A 19,504-nucleotide genomic window follows, 5' to 3' on the forward strand; every position below is an offset into this window, starting at 1 on the left:
GTTCAGTCCGCGGTTCGGTGCGCGTTCGGTGCCGACAACGGGCAAAACTGGTACGGCACGGGCTGGTCGCCGATGAAGGCTTCGTAGGTCCGGCACGCGCCAGGCTCGAGCGTCAGGCCGTAGCGCACCAGGTTCGCGGCGTGGGTTCTCGCTTCGGCAAGGTTTTCCGCGGCGAGGTCGCGCCTGTCCCGTGGCAGCAATTCGAGCGTGCAAGGCTGGCCGGCCACAAGCTCCTGTGCGACGCGTGCCCGCAGGCGCACCTTCTGTGCAATCGACTCCAGGGTCGAGCACCAGGATGTCCCCGCACGCATGCCGGTGCCGGCCAGCATGGTGTTCCAGCGCGCCACCATGCGCTCGCGCGGGTTCACCATCGCCGGTATCACGGCATAGGCGGCGCCGCCGCGTCCGGCAAGCATCCGGTCGAGGCTGGCCTGGAAGCCCTGGCCCTCGGGAAAGTTAGAGCTGAGCGCACCGAATGCTACGGTCGGGGGGAAATACGGTGCCATCCAGGCCTGCGGTACCCTGCCGCCAACGAAAAACACGCTGGTACCGGCATCGAGCGGCGTGGCGGGCAGCGTGACACGAAAAGCCTGCCGTGCCCAGGACGCATGTTCCCAGGTGTGCGATGTCGCCACGCTGGCGAGCGTCGCGACCAGCAGCACGATCGCGCCGGCGCGTCCGGCTGACTTCGGCGGTAGCAGTTGCTGCATCACGATCCATGCCGCCAATGGCGCGAGCAGTTCCATCGCCACGCAGTATCGGTAGATGCTGAACAGGCCAAGCCAAACCACGTAACTGGCTGCCAGGAAGATCAGCAAGGCGCCCGCCGCTGGCGGAAACGGTGACCGGCCGGAGGCCGCCTGTCGCGACCCAGCGCCGGCAGCGCGGCACGCCCGCTGAACCAGCCATGCCCCCGCCAGCAGATAGAGCACGGGCCAGACAAAGGGCCGGGTCGGCAGCTCGCCGACGCGCTGGGCCTTCAGTACCATGACGAAGGGAAAGAGCAATGCTTCCGACACACTGCGGGGCAGCCAGCGGGTATCGGCAACGCTGATCGGTGCCGCCAGCGGGTTGCCGAACAAACCGTTGAATTGCGGAAACAGCGGGTTGCGGAACGTTTCCCAGAGCATGGCGAACCAATACCCGGAAGTCACCGCGATGCCGGCCAGCACGCCCACGCCGAACCACCACGCCAGGCTCAACCGCCGCAGCCAGTGTCGCGCCAGGAACAGGCAAGCCAGGCACATCGCGACCGCATACAGCGCATTGGTCAGCTTGAGACCCGCAGCCGCGCCCACCAGCATGCCCGCTGCCGCCGCATAGAGCCAGCCAGCGCGTCCTGGCCCGGCCAGCGCATCGCGCTTGCGCACCAGTACCAGGAATCCCGCCAGCACGAACAACGCCGTCGCGTTGTCGCCCATAGTGTTGCCGACCTCGGAAAGATACGCCGGGCCCAGGCAGCCGGCCAAGGCCAGCAGCATGGCGGTCAGCCGCTGCCGCGCTTGCTGGGCAAAATCCTGCTGCGCCGAGACCAGCAATGCCGAGGCGATCCCGTACACCAGCACAAAGGCTGCACCGTGCAGCATGCCCATGGCGAACCCCGCCAGCGGCGCCGGCCAGTACTTCGTCATCAGGAAGTACGGCACGTCCAGCAGCGGATTGAAATAGCTTTGCAGCTGGGCGGGCGCCAGATCGAGCCCGACCCGGCCGCTGAGCAGCGCGTAGGGGTTGTACAGGTGGTAATTCAGCAGGTCCCAGTTCCGGTCCTGGCCTAGTTTCAGGGCATAGAGGCCGAATCCGAACGGTACCAGCAGGCACGCCCACTTCGGGGCGTTGGGTGCGCTCAGCCTGGCGACCAGGGCGGCAAGGCGGGGCAAGGTGGCAGCAAGCAAACGCATTGGCAAGGATATTGGTCTGCCGGCGGCGGTGCGCGCGCTCACGGGCGGTGACGGAACACCCACAGCTTGGCAGACAGGAAGTTGAACACCAGCCCGCACCCGGTGCCCAGCGCCACCGCCAGCAACGGGCGCCAGGGCGCTGGCGCCAGGTGGTTGACGGCGATGCTGTAGACCAGCAAGTTGATGGCACCGCCGGCGGACATGGCCGACAGGTAGCGCAGCCACTCTCGCCACGGCGGCTCGGCATTCCGCGTGGGAAAGGTGAAACGCCGGTTGATGCGCCAGGTGACAAAGGCGGCGGCAAGGAAGGACAGCAGGCGGCCGGTGTAGTAGCCGGCGCCAAGCGCGAGGCTGGCATACAGGACACCGGCGTCGACGCCGAAACCGATGGCGCCGGCGATCAGAAACCCTATCAGTTGCCGGCGGATCACGAGTGCACGGCAGCGCCGGCTGGCGCCGCGGTCATGCTGGCGCGCGACAGCGCCGCACGGTCCGCGGGTTCGTTCCAGGACGGCGGTGGTGCCGGCTCGCGCAGATAGGCCAGGCGCTTCATTTCCAGCCGCCCCTGCGTGACGGTATCGAGCACGATGCCGCAGGTCAGCAGGATCATCCCGAGCAGGGCCAGCGCCACACACAGCAGCGCTGTCGGCAGGCGCGGCACCAGGCCGGTGTCGAGGTAGGTCGTCAACAGCGGGAACGCCAGCAGCAGCGACAGCAGGGAACAGGCGAAGAAGCCGCTGGAAAAGAACGCCAGTGGCTTTTCCGACTTGAACAGCTTCAGGATCGTCATCAGGATGCGCCAGCCGTCCCGGTACGTGTTCAGCTTGCTCTCCGAACCGGTGGGTCGCGAAAGATACGTTGTTTGCTGTTCTCCCACAGGCATGCGCTGCTCCAGCGCGTGCACCGCAAGTTCGGTTTCGATTTCGAACCCGGACGAGTGCGCGGGAAAGGATTTGGCGTACCGCCGCGAAAACACGCGGTAGCCGGACAGCATATCGGTGAAGGTGCGGCCAAACAGGGCAGCGGCAAAGCTGGTCAGCAGCACGTTGCCAAAGCGGTGCCCAAAGCGGTAGGCGGCCTGCTCTTCGCTGACGCGCGCGCCCACCAGCATGTCGAGGCCTTCCTCGCAGAGCCGGCGTACCAGGGCCGGCGCGGCGCTGGCATCGTAGGTGCCGTCTCCGTCGACCATCACGTAGATGTCCGCCTCGACGTCGGCGAACATCCGGCGCACGACGTTGCCCTTGCCCTGCAGCGGCACGGCCCGCACCACGGCGCCGGCAGCGCGCGCGCGTGCGGCCGTCGCATCCACCGAGTTGTTATCGAATACGTATACAGTCGCGCCAGGCAAATGGCTACGGAATGCCAGCACGACATCGGCAATGGTCGCGGCTTCGTTGTAGCAGGGAACGATGACAGCCACCGTGGGCTGGCGATTTTCGGACATATCAGGCAATGGAACCGGCGATCCGGTCAAAGGGAGCCCGATAGGCTACCTTACTGGCATGAAATGGAGCAAGTCAGCGCCCGTGCGCAGGCATTTGCCCGGCAAGCTGGCCGGCCGCCAACCCGAATCGGACAAAACCGCTACACTGGGCGCCGCGCCTGGCCTGAAAGGTATACGCCGGGTCGCAGACGACTCCCCCAATCGCTCTACTCCTCTTCCTTGGCCGGCATGGACCCCAGGCTCGTGACGCTCTGCGTCGGCAATTTCGTCATCGGCACCGGTGCGATGATCGTGACCGGCATGTTGAACGACATTGCGGGCGACTTCGGGCTGGGCGCGGCCAGTGCCGGCCAGCTGATTTCGGTGTTCGCGCTGGCCACCTGCGTGGGCGCGCCGCTGTTCGCCACGCTGGGATCGCGCATCGATCGCCGGCTGCTGCTGGCGGGTTCGCTGCTGGTCTATGGGGTGATGCACGTGGCCGCGGCGCTGGCGCCGAGTTTTGCGGCGCTGATGGCGATCCGCTTCCTGACTGCGATCGGGGCGGCCATCTATACGCCGCAGACCGCGGCCACGCTGCCGCTGCTGGTCAATGCGCAGACCCGTGGGCGCGCCATCAGCTTTGTGTTCCTGGGCTGGAGCATCGCCAGCGTGGTGGGCGTGCCGCTGGGGACGTGGATTTCCAGCACGCTGGGCTGGCGCGTCAGCATGGCGCTGGTGGGGATGATGGCGCTGCTGGTGGCGGCGGCGGTGTGGCGCGCGCTGCCGCGCGGGCTGATGGTGCCGCCGGCCGGGCGCGAGGCCTGGGGCGCGGTGCTGCGCCACAAGCCGGTGATGCTGGTGGTGCTGACTACCATGATCTCGTCGGCGGGCATGTTCACGCTGTTTACGTATATCGCGCCGCTGATGCGCGACGTCTATGGCATCAGCGGCGGCGCGCTCAGCCTGATGTTCCTCGCCTACGGTGCCTGCGGCGTGTTCGGCAACGCCATGGCGGCGTCGCGCATGGACCGGGTCACGCCCAGCCGGATCGTGCAGGTGACCTTGCTGACGTCGATCACGGCGATGGTGTTGTGGCCGCTGGCCGGGCTGGGCAGCGTGGCGCTGGTTGCGCTGTTCATGCTGTGGGGCGTGGGCGGGTTTGCCACCAACAGCGCCCAGCAGGCGCGGCTGGTGCTGCTGGCGCCGGAGCGGGCCTCGGTGTCGATCTCGCTGAATTCCTCTTCGATCTACCTTGGCCAGGCCGCCGGCGCCATGGCCGGCGCGGCGATCTATACCCTGGCGGGTCCCGATACCCTGCACTGGGGCGCGGCGGCGCTGATGCTGGCGGCGCTGGCGGTGTCGCAGCGCGCGCGCCTGCTAGGCTGCCGCTGGCAGCCTGCGCAAGCGGCCCGGCAGCTCTGATTCCGGTCTGAAACACGCGCCGCGATCGCCCCGGCGGCGCCTTGTGAGGAACCGCACCAAGCACTTGTCCACAGCCTTATCCGCCCCGTTATCCTCAGGGATATCCGCAGCTTATCCACATCCCTTTCCACAACCACGAAGCGGGGGCGCACGTGAGCGATTCGAGACCTTGGCCGGGCCTTGCACGCGTGCTGGCGGTCAGCCTGGGCAAGGCCATCCCGCTGGTGGTGGCGGGTGCGGGCACCGAGGCGGTGGTGCTGTCGGGCATTCGCAAGCATCCGGTCAGTACGCTGCTGCATCCGCTGCGGGTCCAGGTGCAGCAACTGGGCTTGGCCGGCGACGAGCAGGGCGACCTGACTGTGCACGGCGGGCTCGACAAGGCGGTCTACGCCTACCCCTCGGAGCACTACGCCTGGTGGAATGCCCGCCGCCGCGCCTGCGCCCAGCCTGACTCCGGGCCGCCGCTGCCCTACGGCGCGATGGGGGAAAACCTGACGCTGGAGGGTTTGCTGGAGTCCGCGCTATGGATCGGCGACCTGGTGCGGGTCGGCACCGCCCTGCTGCGCGTGGAGGCTCCGCGCCAGCCCTGCTACAAGTTCAACGCCGCGCTGGGCTACCGCCACGCGGTGCGCGACATGGTGCAGAGCGGCTACTCCGGGGTCTATCTCAGCGTGGTGCTGAAGGGCGAAGTGCGCGCCGGCGATGCCGTGATTGTGCAGGCCGGACCACGGGAATTGTCGGTCGACAGCGTAAATCAGTGGCGCCGCGATGGCCGGCGGCAGCTTTTCTGATAATGTTTGTCTAACCATACAAGCGCCCCGCTAAACACATCACCGGCCTCCCCTGTGGCCCGGGCGGCGTTTGCCGGCGCCGGGCATTACCAGACCCTTGCACCCCTGTAACGGACTGTAATACGCGGCGCTGGCTCCGGCGGGCGAAGCGCGGTACTAGTAGAGTCTTTGCGCGACACGCACCGGCAACATCTGCGTACAACATGCCGGGCGGTACACGGGGAGTGGCGCTGAAGACGCGGGGCAGAGGGTCCACACAACATGAAATCTGACAGGATCGACCAGCCCAAGGGCTTCGTCGACAGCAACTGGAGGGCGGCCGCCGGGACCGGGCGTGGCCGCGTGTCGCCGTGGCTGACGGTGGTGATCGTGCTGGCCATCGCCGGCCTGGGCTGGTTCGCGTGGCGCACGTGGCTGGCGCCGAAGCCAGCGCCCAAGCCGCCCGCGGCGGCGGTGGTGTCGACCGCGCCGGTGCAGCAGGGCGACGTGCCGCTGCAGGTCTCGGCCAACGGCAATGTCACGGCGCTGTCCACGGTGGAGGTGCGGCCGCAGGTGTCCAGCACCGTGCGCACCGTCCATATCAAGGAAGGCCAGACCGTCAAGCCCGGCGACCTGCTGTTCTCGCTCGATACCCGCATGGACGAGGCGAACCTGGCCAAGGCCCAGGCGCAGCTGCTGCGCGACCAGGCCGACCTGGCCGATGCCCGCCGCACGCTGGCGCGCAGCCAGGAGCTGCTGCAGCGCAATTTCATCTCGAAGAGCGCGGTCGATACCGCTCAGGCCAAAGTCGATGGCTTCGCCGCCACCGTGCGCGCCGACCAGGCCGCGATCGAGGCCAGCCGCGTGGCGGTCAGCTATGGCGCCATCCGCGCCACCATCAGTGGGCGCACCGGCGTGATCAACGCCTTCCCCGGCTCGCTGGTGCTGCCCAACAGCGGCCAGCCGATGGTCACCATCGCCCAGGTGCAGCCGATCGCGGTCACCTTCAGCCTGCCCGAACGCCAGCTCGCGGCCCTGCGCGAGGCGCTGCGCGCTGGCCCGGTGCAGGTCACCGCGCAGCCCAACGACGGCAACCCGGCGCCGGTGACCGGCCGCATCAGCTTTGTGGATAACACGGTCGATCCGCAGTACGGCACCATCCGCGTCAAGGCGCAGTTCGACAATGAAGAACAGCGGCTGTGGCCGGGCACCTATGCCACCGTCAGCGCCGTGGTGCAGACGCTGAAGGATGCGCTGTCGGTGCCGCCGCAGGCGGTGGTGACCGGGCCGGAGGGCCGTTTCGTCTATGTGGTGCAGCCCGACAGCAAGGTCGCGCGCGTGCCGGTGCGGGTGATGACCACCACCGCCGCCGCGGCCGTGGTCGAGGGCGTGCAGCCCGGCGCCCGGGTGGTGGTGGAAGGCACGCAGAGCCTGCGCCCCGGCGCGCTGGTGCGCGAGGCGGCGGCGCGCGGCGCTTCAGGTGCCGCTGCCGCCCGCCCTGCCAGCGCGGGGCACTGAGCCATGACGCTCTCGGAACTCTGCATCCGCCGTCCGGTGATGACGGTGCTGCTGTGCCTGGCCGTGGTGGTCACCGGCATCGTGCTGTATCCGACCATTCCCATTGCGGCGCTGCCCAGCTTCAACTCGCCGGTGATCCAGGTCACCGCGACGCTGCCCGGCGCCAGCCCCGAGACCATGGCCGCGTCAGTGGCCACGCAGCTGGAGAAGCAGTTCGCGACGATTCCGGGCGTGTCGGTGATCAGCTCGTCGAACACGCTCGGCAACTCCAGCATCACCATCGAGTTCAACAGCGACCGCGATATCGACGATGCGGCCGTCGACGTGCAGGCGGCGCTGTTCCGCGCGCAGCGCTCGCTGCCGATCGAGATGACGACGCCGCCGTCATACCGCAAGGTCAACCCGGCCGACGCGCCGGTGCTGCTGCTGGCGATCAACTCGCCGGCGATGAGCCTGGCCGACCTGAATGCCTTCGGCGACAACCTGATCTCGCCGACGCTGGCGACGCTGCCGGGCGTGGCGCAGGTGCAGATCTTCGGGCAGAAGCGCTTTGCCGTGCGCGTGCGCGCCCACCCCGATGCGCTGGCCGCGCGCGGGCTGACGCTGGACGAGCTGGCCACCGCGCTGAACCGCGCCAATGCCAATACGCCGGTGGGCACGCTCGACAGCGCGCGCCAGACCCTGACGATCCAGGCCAACCGGCAACTGACCAGCGCCGACGCCTTCCGCAATATCATCGTCGCCAGCCAGCCCAACGGCGCGCTGGTGCGCTTGTCCGACGTGGCCGAGGTCGAGGACAGCGTCGAGACCATCAAGACCGGCAGCTGGCTCAACAACGAGCGCTCGATCGTGCTGGCCGTGCTGCGGCAGCCCGACGCCAACACCGTGGCCGTGGTCGACGCGATCCATGCCGCCCTGCCCCGCCTGATCCAGCAGATGCCGGGCTCGATCAACGTGTCGGTGGTCAACGACCGCTCGCGCTCGATCCGCGAATCGATTCACGACGTGCAGTTCACGCTGGCGCTGACGGTGGCGCTGGTGGTGATGGTGATCTTCCTGTTCCTGCGCCGCGCCGCGGCCACGCTGATTCCGACCGTGTCGCTGCCGATCTCGCTGATCGGCACGGTGGCGCTGATGAAGGCGTTTGGCTACAGCCTGGACAACGTCTCGCTGCTGGCGATCACGCTGGCGGTGGGGCTGGTGGTGGACGATGCCATCGTCATGCTCGAGAACATCGTGCGCCATATCGAGAACGGCGTGGCGCCGCTGAAGGCTGCGCTGGTGGGCTCGCGCGAGATGGGCTTCACCATCCTGTCGATCTCGATCTCGCTGGTGGCGGTGTTCATCCCGATCTTCTTCATGCCGGGCGTGATCGGGCTGCTGTTCCACGAATTCGCCGCGGTGGTGTCGCTGTCGATCCTGGTGTCGGCGCTGGTGTCGTTGACGCTGATCCCGATGCTGTGCGCGCGCTTCCTGTCCGCCGAGAACGTGCCGGTGGACGAATCGCACCACGCGTATGGCGACCACCCGGTGGCGCAGCCAGCCGTGGCGCAGAAGCCAACCCTGGGCATGCGTTCCACGCAGTGGTTCGAGAACCTGTTCGAGTTCACGCTGCACCGCTATGCGCGCGGGCTGGACTGGTGCCTGGCGCACCGGCGCACCGTGCTGGTGGCGGCGGGCCTGACCTTCGTGCTGACCGCGGTGCTGTTCGTCGCCATTCCCAAGGGCTTCTTCCCTGAAGAGGATATCGGCCAGATCCGCGTCAACGCCGAAGGGCCGCAGGATATTTCGTTCGACGCCATGTCCGAGCGCCTGCGCGACGCGGCCGAGCGCATGCGCGCCAACCCGGCGGTCAAGAGCATCGTGGTGGCCATCGGCGGCGGTCCGTCGCCGGCCATCAATACCGGGCGCATGTTCGTCGAACTGAAGCCGCGCGGCGAGCGCGACGCGATGCCGAAGGTGATCGAGTCATTGCGGCGCGATGTGTCCGGCGTGCCGGGCCTGGCGGTGTATTTCGCGCCGGTGCAGAACCTGCAGCTGGGCGGGCGCCAGAGCAAGAGCCGCTACCAGTACACGCTGCAGAGCGTGAAGGCCGGGCAGCTGCAGGACGTCTCCGACCAGCTGATGGCGAAGATGCACGCCGACAGCCTGTTCCGCGACGTCACCAGCGACTCGCAGCAGTCCGGCCTCGAGGCGCACCTGACCATCGACCGCGACAAGGCCAATGCGCTGGGCGTGCAGATGCAGGACGTGCGCACCGCGCTGTACTCGGCCTTTGGCGAGCGGCAGGTGTCGACCATCTACACGCCGATCGACAACTACTACGTGATCCTGCAGGCGGCCGATGTCGACCGCACCGATGAAAGCGCGTTCTCCAAGCTCTACGTGCGCAGCAAGACCGGGCAGATGGTGCCGGTGTCGGCCTTCGCCACCACCGAGCGCCGGGTCGGGCCGATCGCGGTCAACCACCAGGGGCAGCTGCCGTCGGTGACGGTGTCGTTCAACCTGGCCCCCGGCGCGGCGCTGGGCGATGCTTCCGCGCGCATCGACCGCTACAAGCAGGAGATCGCGATGCCGACCTCGATCTTCACCAGCTGGGGCGGCGACGCGGCGGTGTTCCAGTCGTCGCAGGCGACGCAGATCGTGCTGCTGGTGGCGGCGATCGCGGTGATCTACACACTGCTGGGCGTACTGTACGAAAGCTACATCCACCCGCTGACCATCCTGGCGGGCCTGCCGTCGGCGGCGGTGGGGGCGTTGCTGACGCTGTTTATCTTCAACGTCGAACTGTCGCTGATCGCAGTGATCGGCGTGCTGATGCTGATCGGCATCGTCAAGAAGAACGCGATCATGATGATCGACTTCGCGCTGGCGGCGCAGCGCGAGCAGGGCATGACCCCGGCCAGGGCGATCCGGCAGGCCTGCCTGCTGCGCTTCCGGCCGATCATGATGACCACCTTCGCCGCGGTGATGGGCGCGCTGCCGCTGGCACTGGGCCTGGGCGCCGGCGCCGAACTGCGCCAGCCGCTGGGCCTGGCGGTGGTGGGCGGGCTGCTGTTCTCGCAGGTGATCACGCTGTTCATCACGCCGGTGATCTACCTGGCACTGGACCGGTTCTCCGGCACCGGGCCGCTGCAGATCGATGCGGACGGCAACCGGCTGCCTGACAAGGTGACCGGGGAGGCGGTGCAGCAGCACTGAGGACGATCGGTGGAAAACCAGCTATGCGCCCAATGCCGTTCAGAAGGTATCAAACATTACCGTCATTCCCGCGCAGGCGGGAATCCAGCGTCTTTTAAAGTCACTGGGTTCCCGCCTGGCGCGGGAACGACGGTGGTTCACTGAACGGCATTACAGCTATGCGCCCGCCTCCATGAGAATGTCGCCGGGTACGTCCAGGGCTTGCGCCAGCCGGCGCAGCGCTTCGGCACTGCCAGCGCGCGAGCGGTTTTCGATCTGGCTGAGATACGGCTTGCTAATGCCTGCGGCCCGGGCAAGGGCATCCTGCGTCAGCCGGCGATAGTTGCGCCACGCCTTGACCGGATGATCGCCGGCCAGTTCGGCGTCGACCACCGCCGCCGGCACGCGGAAGCCATCGTCGCCGGCCTTGGCCGCGTCGAACAGGGCGACATCGCCGGCATCCTCGATGAGATGCTTGACGCGCTCCCATACTTCGATGGGAACTACTGCGTATTCGCGGCGGCCGTCGCGTTCAATGAACTGGATGTTCAGCATCAGCAGTATCTCGTGTATTAGCAAACAGGATGGCAAACAAAGTTTGCAGCCATGAGTAGCCAACATTGCATACATGTGGCAGGCGCGCCACGTCCCTTCAGCTAAATCATTTACCTATCTCGTGTAAATGATAATAATTCTCGTTAACTAAAACGGCGTCACCCGCGGCCTAGCCAGCCGGGCAGCGCCTGCACGCGAGCCAGCCACCCGTTACGGATTTCCGCCAGCCAGCGTTCGTTTTCTTCTGGGGAGAATCCATGAAACGTCGCTGTCTGGCGCGCCTGTGCGCCTCTGTCCGGGTCACGCCTGTTCGGGTCACGCCTATTGCCGCCGTGTGCGCGGCGCTGGGCTCGCCAGCCTTCGCCGCGGACGGCGCTGGCACCACCACACTGGCCGCGCTGAACGAGGTGGTAGTCACCGCTACCCGCACCGAAGAGCGCGCCGATGCGGTGGCGTCGACCATCACCACGCGCGATGTGCGGCAGGTCGAGCGCGCGCAGCCGGTCGACGAAGCCGGCCTGTTCGCCGACGAGCCGGACATCGACGTGCCGCGCGACCGCCGCCGCTTCGGTGCCGGCAGCATCAATATCCGCGGCATCGAGGACAACCGCGTGCTGCAGATGGTCGACGGCGTGCGGCTGCCGGATTTCTTCAACGGCGGCGGGCCGTCGAACATCTCCAGCTCGACCCGCGACGCGCCGGAGTTCTCGTTCCTGAAGCGGGTCGAAGTGCTGCGCGGGCCGGCGTCGAGCCTGTATGGGTCGGACGCGATCGGCGGCGTGGTGGCGTACGCGACCAAGGATCCGTCGGACCTGATGCAGGGTCGCAAGGTCGGCGGCGAGCTGGGGCTGAACTGGAATGGCATCGACAACGGCTTCGGCCAGACCGCGGGCGTGGCCGGCGGCAGCGACACCCTTCAGGGCCTGTTCATGTACGCGAACCGCAACGCTCATGAGATGAAGAACATGGGCAGCGACGATTCCAACTCAGTCAACCGCACCCGGCCCAACCCGCAGGACGTGCGCACGCAGGCGTGGCTTGGCAAGATCCTGCTCAACGCCAGCCCTGCGCACAAGTTCAGGTTCACCTACGAGCATCGTGACGGCAACACCGACACCGACCTGCTGCGCCTGTCCACAGCCTTGCCGCGTGTCACCGCCGCCAATGGCAATGAAGACCTGAGCCGCGACCGCGTCAGCCTGGACTACGAGTGGAAGCCGGCCGGCGGCGTGCTGGACCGCCTCACCGCGCAGGTCTACTACCAGGAGTCCGAGACCACCACGCTGACCAGCCAGGTACGCAGCAACACCAGCACCGGCTGCTCGGCCACCACGCGCGGCACCAGCCTGTGCAACGTCTCGCTGGGCTTTGCCTTCAAGCAGGAGCAGACCGGCTTCAACCTGCAGGGCGACAAGTCGTTCGCCACCGGCGGCGTCGAACACCGGCTGATCGGCGGCGTCGATTTCATGCGCGTGCGCTCGTCGGAATCGCGCGACGGCACGGTGCGCAACCTGACCACCGGCACCACCACCAGGACGCTGGCCGGCGAGAATTTCCCGATCCACGACTTCCCCACCGGCGAGACGCGCCAGACCGGCCTGTTCGCGCAGGATGAAATGCGCTTGTTCGATGGCCGCTTCACGCTGACGCCCGGCCTGCGCTTCGACCATTACTCGTTGTCGCCCGACGGCGATGACCTGGTCTACAACAATGCCGGCGGCCGCCCCGCGGTGAGCAAGAGCGATTCGCACCTGTCGCCCAAGCTGTCGGCGCTGTGGCAGGCCACCGATCGTGTCAACCTGTGGGCGCAATACGTGTTCGGCTACCGCGCGCCCAACTACCAGGAAGTCAACGGCAGCTTCCGCAACCCGGTGCAGGGCTACGGTGCCGCTCCTAACGCCGACCTGGACCCGGAGAAGAGCCGCTCGTTCGAGGTCGGCGCGCGCTATACCAGCGACAACGTGCAGACCAGCGTGGCGCTGTTCGATAACCGCTACCGCGACTTCATCGAACAGGTGCAGCTCACCTGCCCGTCGGACCCCGCCTGCCTGCCCGGCCTGCGCGCGACCTACCAGTATCGCAACCAGACCAGCGTGCGCATCTACGGCGCCGAGTGGCGCGGCGCGTGGCGTTTCCTGCCGCAATGGCGCGTCGATGGCGCGGTGGCGTACGCGCATGGCAACAACGAGCAGACCGGCCAGCCGCTGAACAGCGTGTCGCCGCTGCGCGCCAGCGCCGGGCTGACGTGGGAGCGTGTGCAAGGACAAGGCGCCGCGATCCGCTGGCGCGGCGCGCGGCCGGTGACGCGGACCGACGATTCGTCGTTCACCTACTTCAAGCCCGCCGGCTACGGCGTGGTCGACCTGCAGGCGTGGTGGCGCTTCAATCGCCATGTCAGCCTGGCGCTGTCGGTCAACAACCTGTTCGACAAGAAGTACTGGCTGTGGGGCGACGTGCGCCAGACCGGCGTCTCGGCGACCGAGCCCGGCGTGGATTTCTACACGCAGCCGGGCCGCACCTTCGCCGCCAGCCTGAAGCTGTCGTTCTGAGCGGCAGCAAGGAGCTTCGCATGTCCCCGCAAAACCTAAACTGCCGCTGGCTCTGGGCGCTGCTGTGCCTGCTGCTCTGCATCGGCGCGGCGCAGGCCGCGCCGCGCATCGCCATCCTCACCAGCTCGCCGGTGCCGGCGGGCAAGTTCGGCGCGCTGCGCGAACTGGCGCAGGCCCAAGGCATGACGCTGGAGGCGCAGTACCTGGAGCGCATGCCGGCGCAGGAGGTCGCGCCGTTTATCCACAACGCCGACCTGCTGATCGTCGATGCGCCGCGCGACCATATCGTGACCGCGATGCTGCAGCGCCTCGGCCCGCTGTGGAGCGAGGCGCGCGTGCCGCGCGTGCTGATCGCCACCGACCGCCATGAAGCGCACGGTGTCGACGACAAGCTCGCCGCCCAGCTGCAGGCGTACTACGTCAACGGCGGCCGCGGCAACTTCGGCGCGATGATGCGCATGCTCGCGGCGCAGCAGTTCCACCTGCGCAGCGACGATGGCATCCCCGCGCCCGTGGTGTTCCCGAAGGCCGCCTACTACCACCCGAAGCTCGCCGGCGTGATCACCACCTCGCCGCAGCAAGCGCTGGCCGCCTCCGGCAGCAGCGGCCCGGTGATCGGCATCGCCATCCACCAGGCCTATGTGTCGGGCCTCGACAGCGCCTTTATCGACGACCTGATCGCGCGCCTGGAAGCGCGCCACGCGCGCGTGCTGACGTTCTACGGCCCGGTGATGGACGCCGATGGCATCACGCGCATGGCGATGCCCGAGGGCAAGCGCCTGGTCGACGTGCTGCTCAACGGCCAGATCATGCTGAACCCGCATGGCCGCAAGGCCGAGTTCGAGCAGCTCGACGTGCCGGTGCTGCAGGTCATGCCCTATCGCAAGGGCGACGCGCAGGCGTGGCAGGACGACCCGCACGGCATCAGCCTGATCGATACCCCGTTCTACCTGGTGCAGCCCGAACTGGCCGGCGTGATCGATCCGATCCTGGTCGCCGCCACCGCCAAGGGCGACGGCGCCATCGTCGGCCTGCCGGCGCAACTCGATGCGGTGGCCGACAAGGCGCTGGCGCTGGCGCGGCTGCGGCACCTGCCCAACGCCGACAAGCGCGTGGCGATCCTGTACTACAACTATCCCGCCGGCGAGAAGAACCTGTCGGCGTCGTTCCTGAACCTGCCGAAGAGCCTGGCCAGCACGCTGGCGGCGCTGCGCGCGGCGGGCTACACCACCGAGGCCGCCGACCAAGCGCGGCTGCAGCGCGACCTGGGCACGCTGCTCGCACCCTTCTACCGCAGCGGCAGGCTCGAGCCCTTGCTCGATGCCGGCCTCGCGGTGTGGATGCCGATGTCGCAGTACCGCCGCTGGTACGACGCGCAGCCCGCGCCGTTCCGCGCCGCGGTCGCGCAGCGCTGGGGCAGTCCGGAGCAATCGGCGATGGCGACCACGCGCGGCGGCGAGCCCGGCTTCGTGATCCCGCGGCTGCAGCTCGGCAACGTCGCGCTGATGCCGGTGCCGCCGCGCGGCGAGCGCAATGAATCGGACGAGAAGGCGCTGTACCACTCCACCTCCACGCCGCTGAACCACTTCTACATGGCCGCCTACCTGTGGGCGCGCCAGGATCGCGAGGCGCTGGTCCACTACGGCACCCACGGCACGCAGGAATGGACCCCGGGCAAGGAGCGCGGCCTGTCGGTCACCGACCAGCCCTACCTGGTGCTGGGCAACGTGCCGGTGATCTATCCGTATATCGTCGACGACGTCGGCGAAGCGATCCAGGCCAAGCGCCGCGGCCGCGCCGTGATCGTCAGCCACCAGACGCCGCCGTTCCGCCCGGCCGGGCTGCATACCGACCTGGTGGCGCTGCACGACCAGTTGCACGCGTACCTGCAGCAGGATGAAGGCGCGGTCAAGGACACCATCCGCCAGCAGATCCTGGCGCGCAGCGCATCGATGCATCTGTTCGAGGACATGGGCTGGAGCGCGGCACGGGCGCGCGCGGATTTCAGCGGCTATCTCGATGCGCTGCATATCCACCTGCATGAACTCGGCGGCGCGCTGCAGCCCTATGGCCTGCACACCTTCGGCCAGTCGCAGGACCCGGGGCTGCGGCTTTACACGACCATGGCAATGCTCGGCAAGGACTGGCTCAGGCGCGTGTTCCCCGACGATCCGGAAGAGCTGTTCGCGGTCGACTACGCGCAGCTCGCGCAGACGCCGCCCTATGCGATGGTGCGGCGCTACGTGGCCGAGTGCGCCTCGCTGGACGAACTGGCCGATGCGCGCCAGCGTGAAGACATGGAGCGCGCGCGGCAGCTCTATGCCAGCCTCGACGCATCCCCCGAAAACGCGGGGCTGCTGACCGCGCTGGCCGGCCGCCACCTGCACCCGGGCACCGGCGGCGACCCGGTGCGCAACCCCGACACCTTGCCGACCGGCCGCAACCTGTACGGCTTCGATCCCTCCAAGGTGCCCAGCCGCGAAGCGTGGCAGGCGGGCCAGGCCGCCGCCGAGGCGATGATCGCCGACTGGCGCAAGCGCCATGGCCGCTATCCCGACAAGCTCGCGTTCTCTCTGTGGAGCGTCGAGACCATGCGCCACCAGGGCATGCTCGAAGCGCAGGCGATGGCGGCGCTGGGCGTGCGGCCCAAGTGGGACGACGGCGGCCGCGTGGTCGGGATCGAGCCGATTGCCGCCGCGGAACTCGGGCGTCCGCGCGTGGACGTGGTGCTGTCGGCCACCGGTCTGTATCGCGATCACTTCCCCAACCTGATGAAGTGGCTGGCCGAGGCGGTGAAGCTCGCCGCCGCGCAACCGGAAGCCGGCAACGTCGTCGCGGCGAATATCCGCGCCGTCCGTGAACGGCTGAGCAAGCTCAATGTCCCCGCCGAGCGCCTCGACGCGCTCGCGGTGACGCGCATCTTTGCCAGCGAATCAGGCAACTACGGCACCGGCCTGAACGATGCGGCGCTGGCGACTGATACCTTCGGCAGCGGCCGGCAGGCCGACGCCAAGCTGGCCAGGCTGTATCTGGCGCGCATGCAGTACGCCTACGGCCCGGACGAGCAGCACTGGGGCGAGGCGCTGCCGCAGGCCAACCTGTATGCCGAGAACCTCAAGGGCGTCGACGCCGCGCTGCTGGCGCGCAGTTCCAACCTGTACGGCATGCTGACCACCGACGATCCATTCCAGTACCTCGGCGGCATTGGCCTGGCGGTACGCCACCTGACCGGCAAGGCGCCGGAACTGCTGATCTCCAACCTGCGCGATGCCAGCCAGGCGCGCACCGAGACCGCCGCCGGCTTCCTGGCCAGCGAGCTGCGCACGCGCTACTTCCATCCCGGCTGGATCGAGGGCATGAAGGCCGAGGGCTACAGCGGCGCGCTGAACGTGCTCGACACCGTCAACAACTTCTGGGGCTGGACCGCGGTCTCGCCCGAGATCGTGCGCGACGACCAGTGGACAGAATTTGCCGAGGTCTATGTCAACGACAAGCACCAACTCGGCCTCAACGAGTGGTTCGAAAAGAACGCGCCGCAGGCCCAGGCGCAGGTGATCGAACGCATGCTCGAAGCCGCGCGCAAGGGCTACTGGAAGGCCGACAGCAAGCTGTTGCAGACACTGGCGCAGCGCTATCAGGACCTGGCGCAGCGGCACGATATCGTCAGTCACAACCGCGCGTTCAACCAGTATCGCGCGCAGCAGGCCCGTGCTGCCGCGCCGGGCTATGGCTTGCAGCCGCGCGCTGCGGCGCCGCGTCCGGCGCCAGCGCCGCCGCAGGCTGCCGCGCCGGCCCCTGCGCCAGCGCCCGCACCCGCACCGAATCCCATGCAGCCCGTGCAAGGCATGGAGCTGGTGGAGCGCAAGCCGCCCGCGGCCGAGATCGTGCCGGTGCTGTCGTGCCTGGCCGGCGGCATCGCGCTGGCGGCCGCGATCGCGGGCGGCGCGCTCAGCGCGCGGCGGCGCTTCGCTGCCAGCAAGTCAGAGGCATGGCTGCCGCACCGCTGAGTTTCGTTTTGTCATTCCCGCGAAGGCGGGAATCCAGCGTCTTGAAAAGTCACTGGGTCCCCGCCTTCGCGGGGACGACGAGTAATTTGATTTGTGTATTCCCAGACGACTGAGACCCCATGACACCCACCCTGCTCGAAACCCTGATGTACGACGTCGGCCAGCTGTTCCTGATCCCGACGCTGGCGCTGATCGCGCTGCTGTTTCTCTACGCCTTCTGGGCGCTCGGCGAGTTCGCCATGCAGGCCTGGCTGCGCGGGCGCCACCCCATCGCCAGCGGGCGCGGCTACGTGCTGGTGGCCTGGGCGCGCCAGCACAGGGTGGCCGATGCCGACGCCCTCGACGTCGCCGCGCACCGCCTGCTGGAGCGCCCGCGCATCGCCACGCGCGTGGCGCCGATGCTGGGGCTGGTGGCGACCATGATCCCGATGGGGCCGGCGCTGAAGGGGCTGTCCGGTGGCAACCTGGCCAATGTGGGCGAGAATCTCACCATCGCCTTCTCCGCGGTGATCCTGGCGCTGATCGCGGCCAGCATCACCTTCTGGGTGGTCAACGTGCGCCGGCGCTGGCTGGCCGAGGAACTGGTGTGGCTGGCGCAGTCGCGGCCGCAGTGGGAGGTTGACGCATGAAGTTCCTGGAAGAGAGCGAGGCCGACGACCCGATCCTGTCGGTGGTGAACCTGATCGACGTGTTCCTGGTGGTGATCGCCGCGCTGCTGGTGGCGATCGCGCAGAACCCGGCCAATCCGTTCACCCATGATGACGTGACCATCATCAGGAATCCCGGCAAGCCGGACATGGAGATCGTGTCGCGCCAGGGCGAGAAGGTGGTGCGCTACCAGGCCAGCGGCCAGGTCGGCAGCGGCGACGGCATCAAGGCCGGCGTGGCGTACCGGATGCAGGACGGATCGATGGTGTACGTGCCGGAGCAGGCCGCGCCGCAGGCGTCGGCGCCGGTCACTGAAACGAGATAAGGGAAAGCGCGTGATCTCATTCCGCTTGTTTGTCCGCTTGTGCGCGGCCGCCACGCTGGCCGCGGCCGTTGCCGTGCTGGGCGCCGGCTGTGCGACGTCGGGGCCGGCTCCATCGACGGTCAGCGCCGCCTTCGCCGGCAAGCCCTACGTGCTGCTGGGCGAGGTGCACGACAACGCCGCCGGCCAGCAGCAGCGGCTGGCCGCGCTGACGCGCGCGCTCGAGCAAGGCTGGCGCCCGGCCATCGCCATGGAGCAGTTCGACCGCGAGCGCCAGGCCGATATCGACCGGGCCCGGCGCGAGCGCCCGCGCGATGCCGACCACCTGATCGCGCAGGCCGGTGGCGGCGCGTGGCAGTGGCCGCTGTACAAGCCCGTGGTGGCGCTGGCGCTGCAATACGATCTGCCGCTGGTCGCCGCCAACCTGTCGCGCGCAGACGCGGGCAAGATCGTGCGCGGCGGGCTCGACGGGCTGTTTTCCGCGGCCGAGCGGCACCAACTGGGACTGACCGGCGCGTTGCCGCCGGACCTGGTGGCGGCTCAGACCGCGGTGCTCGACCGCGGGCACTGCGGCAATTTCCCCAAGGCGATGCTGCCCGGCATGCTGGCGGCACAGGCCGCGCGCGACGCGGTGATGGCGCAGGCGTTGCGGCCTTATGCCGGTCGCGGCGCCGTGCTGATCGCGGGCAATGGGCATGTGCGGCGCGATGTGGGGGTGCCGCGCTGGCTGGGCGGCGACGCCGGGCAGGCGCTCAGCATCGGCTATGTGGAAAACGCGCCGGAGAAGGGGGAGTTCGACATGGCGGTGGTGGTGCCGGCGGTCGAGCGCAAGGATCCTTGCTTGCAGGCGAAGCCGGCGGGGTGAGGTGGTGTTTTCAGGGGACGGAGTCTCCACGAAGTGCCGCCCTTCCAACTGCCCACCCCCTCCCCCCACGTAAACCCCAACCCAAACTCCCCCGCTTTGACAGCCTTTTGACAGTTTCCCCCGCCTAGAATCCGCCCCAAGGCCGGAAGTTCCGGCCTGACGTTCACCAACATCCAAGAACAGTCCCGGCCAGCCCCCGCCGCGCCGGACAGGAGACAAGCCCGGTGCCGCGCCGCTGCGCACGCCCCCGGACCGCATCCCGTCCCGTAACGCCATGGCCGCCGGAACCCCCGGGTCGGATCGCGGCCGCCATCGACTGGCAAGCGATCACCGGTATTACCAAGGAG

The 19,504-nt window shown here is 68.2% G+C and carries 13 protein-coding genes; 9 read left to right on the forward strand and 4 right to left on the reverse strand.

Annotated features, from left to right (window positions below; translation table 11 throughout):
* Positions 1-2: 2 nt before the first annotated feature.
* Genes ACEI37_RS27250 through ACEI37_RS27260 form a run of 3 tightly spaced genes read right to left on the reverse strand, consistent with a single transcriptional unit; the run spans position 3 to position 3,342 of the window.
* A complete protein-coding gene (locus ACEI37_RS27250; RefSeq protein WP_373378873.1) occupies positions 3-1,940 on the reverse strand; it encodes a hypothetical protein in 1,938 nt (645 codons plus the stop codon).
* The gene (locus tag ACEI37_RS27255; RefSeq protein WP_373378874.1) at positions 1,937-2,329 is read right to left on the reverse strand and encodes a GtrA family protein; all 393 of its coding nucleotides are present in this window, start codon (positions 2,327-2,329) and stop codon (positions 1,937-1,939) included. The genes ACEI37_RS27250 and ACEI37_RS27255 overlap by 4 nt, the downstream gene beginning before the upstream one ends.
* Positions 2,326-3,342, reverse strand: coding sequence for a glycosyltransferase (locus ACEI37_RS27260; RefSeq protein WP_373380326.1), 1,017 nt, complete (start codon positions 3,340-3,342; stop codon positions 2,326-2,328). The genes ACEI37_RS27255 and ACEI37_RS27260 overlap by 4 nt, the downstream gene beginning before the upstream one ends.
* Before the next feature lie 228 nt (positions 3,343-3,570).
* Here ACEI37_RS27260 and ACEI37_RS27265 point away from each other — a divergent pair, with 228 nt between their 5' ends.
* From ACEI37_RS27265 to ACEI37_RS27280, 4 genes are all read left to right on the forward strand, one after another.
* Positions 3,571-4,743, forward strand: coding sequence for an MFS transporter (locus ACEI37_RS27265; protein ID WP_373378875.1), 1,173 nt, complete (start codon positions 3,571-3,573; stop codon positions 4,741-4,743).
* A 152-nt stretch (positions 4,744-4,895) separates the two neighbouring features.
* Complete coding sequence (locus tag ACEI37_RS27270; protein ID WP_018004991.1) at positions 4,896-5,534, forward strand: MOSC domain-containing protein; 639 nt, start codon at positions 4,896-4,898, stop codon at positions 5,532-5,534.
* 261 nt (positions 5,535-5,795) lie between these two features.
* Entirely contained in the window at positions 5,796-7,031 is a 1,236-nt protein-coding gene (locus ACEI37_RS27275) for an efflux RND transporter periplasmic adaptor subunit (protein WP_373378876.1), read from the forward strand.
* A 3-nt stretch (positions 7,032-7,034) separates the two neighbouring features.
* Positions 7,035-10,232, forward strand: a complete 3,198-nt coding sequence (locus tag ACEI37_RS27280; protein ID WP_373378877.1) for an efflux RND transporter permease subunit — start codon at positions 7,035-7,037, stop codon at positions 10,230-10,232.
* A gap of 156 nt (positions 10,233-10,388) precedes the next feature.
* Here ACEI37_RS27280 and ACEI37_RS27285 read toward each other — a convergent pair whose 3' ends face one another.
* Positions 10,389-10,766 (reverse strand): helix-turn-helix domain-containing protein, encoded by a 378-nt coding sequence (locus tag ACEI37_RS27285; protein ID WP_373378878.1) that lies wholly within the window; start codon positions 10,764-10,766, stop codon positions 10,389-10,391.
* Positions 10,767-11,023: 257 nt separating this feature from the next.
* Here ACEI37_RS27285 and ACEI37_RS27290 point away from each other — a divergent pair, with 257 nt between their 5' ends.
* The 5 genes from ACEI37_RS27290 to ACEI37_RS27310 all read left to right on the forward strand — a co-directional run bounded on the left by ACEI37_RS27290 (position 11,024) and on the right by ACEI37_RS27310 (position 19,157).
* Complete coding sequence (locus tag ACEI37_RS27290) at positions 11,024-13,315, forward strand: TonB-dependent hemoglobin/transferrin/lactoferrin family receptor (protein ID WP_373378879.1); 2,292 nt, start codon at positions 11,024-11,026, stop codon at positions 13,313-13,315.
* 20 nt (positions 13,316-13,335) lie between these two features.
* Complete coding sequence (cobN, locus tag ACEI37_RS27295; RefSeq protein ID WP_373378880.1) at positions 13,336-17,322, forward strand: cobaltochelatase subunit CobN; 3,987 nt, start codon at positions 13,336-13,338, stop codon at positions 17,320-17,322.
* A 119-nt stretch (positions 17,323-17,441) separates the two neighbouring features.
* Positions 17,442-17,951 carry a MotA/TolQ/ExbB proton channel family protein gene (locus ACEI37_RS27300; RefSeq protein ID WP_373378881.1) on the forward strand — a complete coding sequence of 170 codons (510 nt, stop codon included), beginning with the start codon at positions 17,442-17,444 and terminating at the stop codon, positions 17,949-17,951.
* Entirely contained in the window at positions 17,948-18,295 is a 348-nt protein-coding gene (locus ACEI37_RS27305) for a DUF2149 domain-containing protein (RefSeq protein ID WP_373378882.1), read from the forward strand. The genes ACEI37_RS27300 and ACEI37_RS27305 overlap by 4 nt, the downstream gene beginning before the upstream one ends.
* 10 nt (positions 18,296-18,305) lie before the next feature.
* Positions 18,306-19,157, forward strand: coding sequence for a ChaN family lipoprotein (locus ACEI37_RS27310; protein ID WP_373378883.1), 852 nt, complete (start codon positions 18,306-18,308; stop codon positions 19,155-19,157).
* Positions 19,158-19,504 lie beyond the last annotated feature (347 nt).

The organism is Cupriavidus nantongensis, assembly GCF_041726985.1.
Lineage (GTDB): Bacteria > Pseudomonadota > Gammaproteobacteria > Burkholderiales > Burkholderiaceae > Cupriavidus > Cupriavidus nantongensis_A.

Excerpts from the sequence above, each read along its gene's own strand:
- ACEI37_RS27260 (WP_373380326.1), bottom strand. The coding sequence starts at position 3,342 with ATGTCCGAAAATCGCCAGCCCACGGTGGCTGTCATCGTTCCCTGCTAC.
- ACEI37_RS27275 (WP_373378876.1), top strand. The coding sequence starts at position 5,796 with ATGAAATCTGACAGGATCGACCAGCCCAAGGGCTTCGTCGACAGCAAC.
- ACEI37_RS27290 (WP_373378879.1), top strand. The coding sequence starts at position 11,024 with ATGAAACGTCGCTGTCTGGCGCGCCTGTGCGCCTCTGTCCGGGTCACG.
- cobN (WP_373378880.1), top strand. The coding sequence starts at position 13,336 with ATGTCCCCGCAAAACCTAAACTGCCGCTGGCTCTGGGCGCTGCTGTGC.
- ACEI37_RS27280 (WP_373378877.1), top strand. The coding sequence starts at position 7,035 with ATGACGCTCTCGGAACTCTGCATCCGCCGTCCGGTGATGACGGTGCTG.
- ACEI37_RS27305 (WP_373378882.1), top strand. The coding sequence starts at position 17,948 with ATGAAGTTCCTGGAAGAGAGCGAGGCCGACGACCCGATCCTGTCGGTG.
- ACEI37_RS27285 (WP_373378878.1), bottom strand. The coding sequence starts at position 10,766 with ATGCTGAACATCCAGTTCATTGAACGCGACGGCCGCCGCGAATACGCA.
- ACEI37_RS27265 (WP_373378875.1), top strand. The coding sequence starts at position 3,571 with ATGGACCCCAGGCTCGTGACGCTCTGCGTCGGCAATTTCGTCATCGGC.
- ACEI37_RS27300 (WP_373378881.1), top strand. The coding sequence starts at position 17,442 with ATGACACCCACCCTGCTCGAAACCCTGATGTACGACGTCGGCCAGCTG.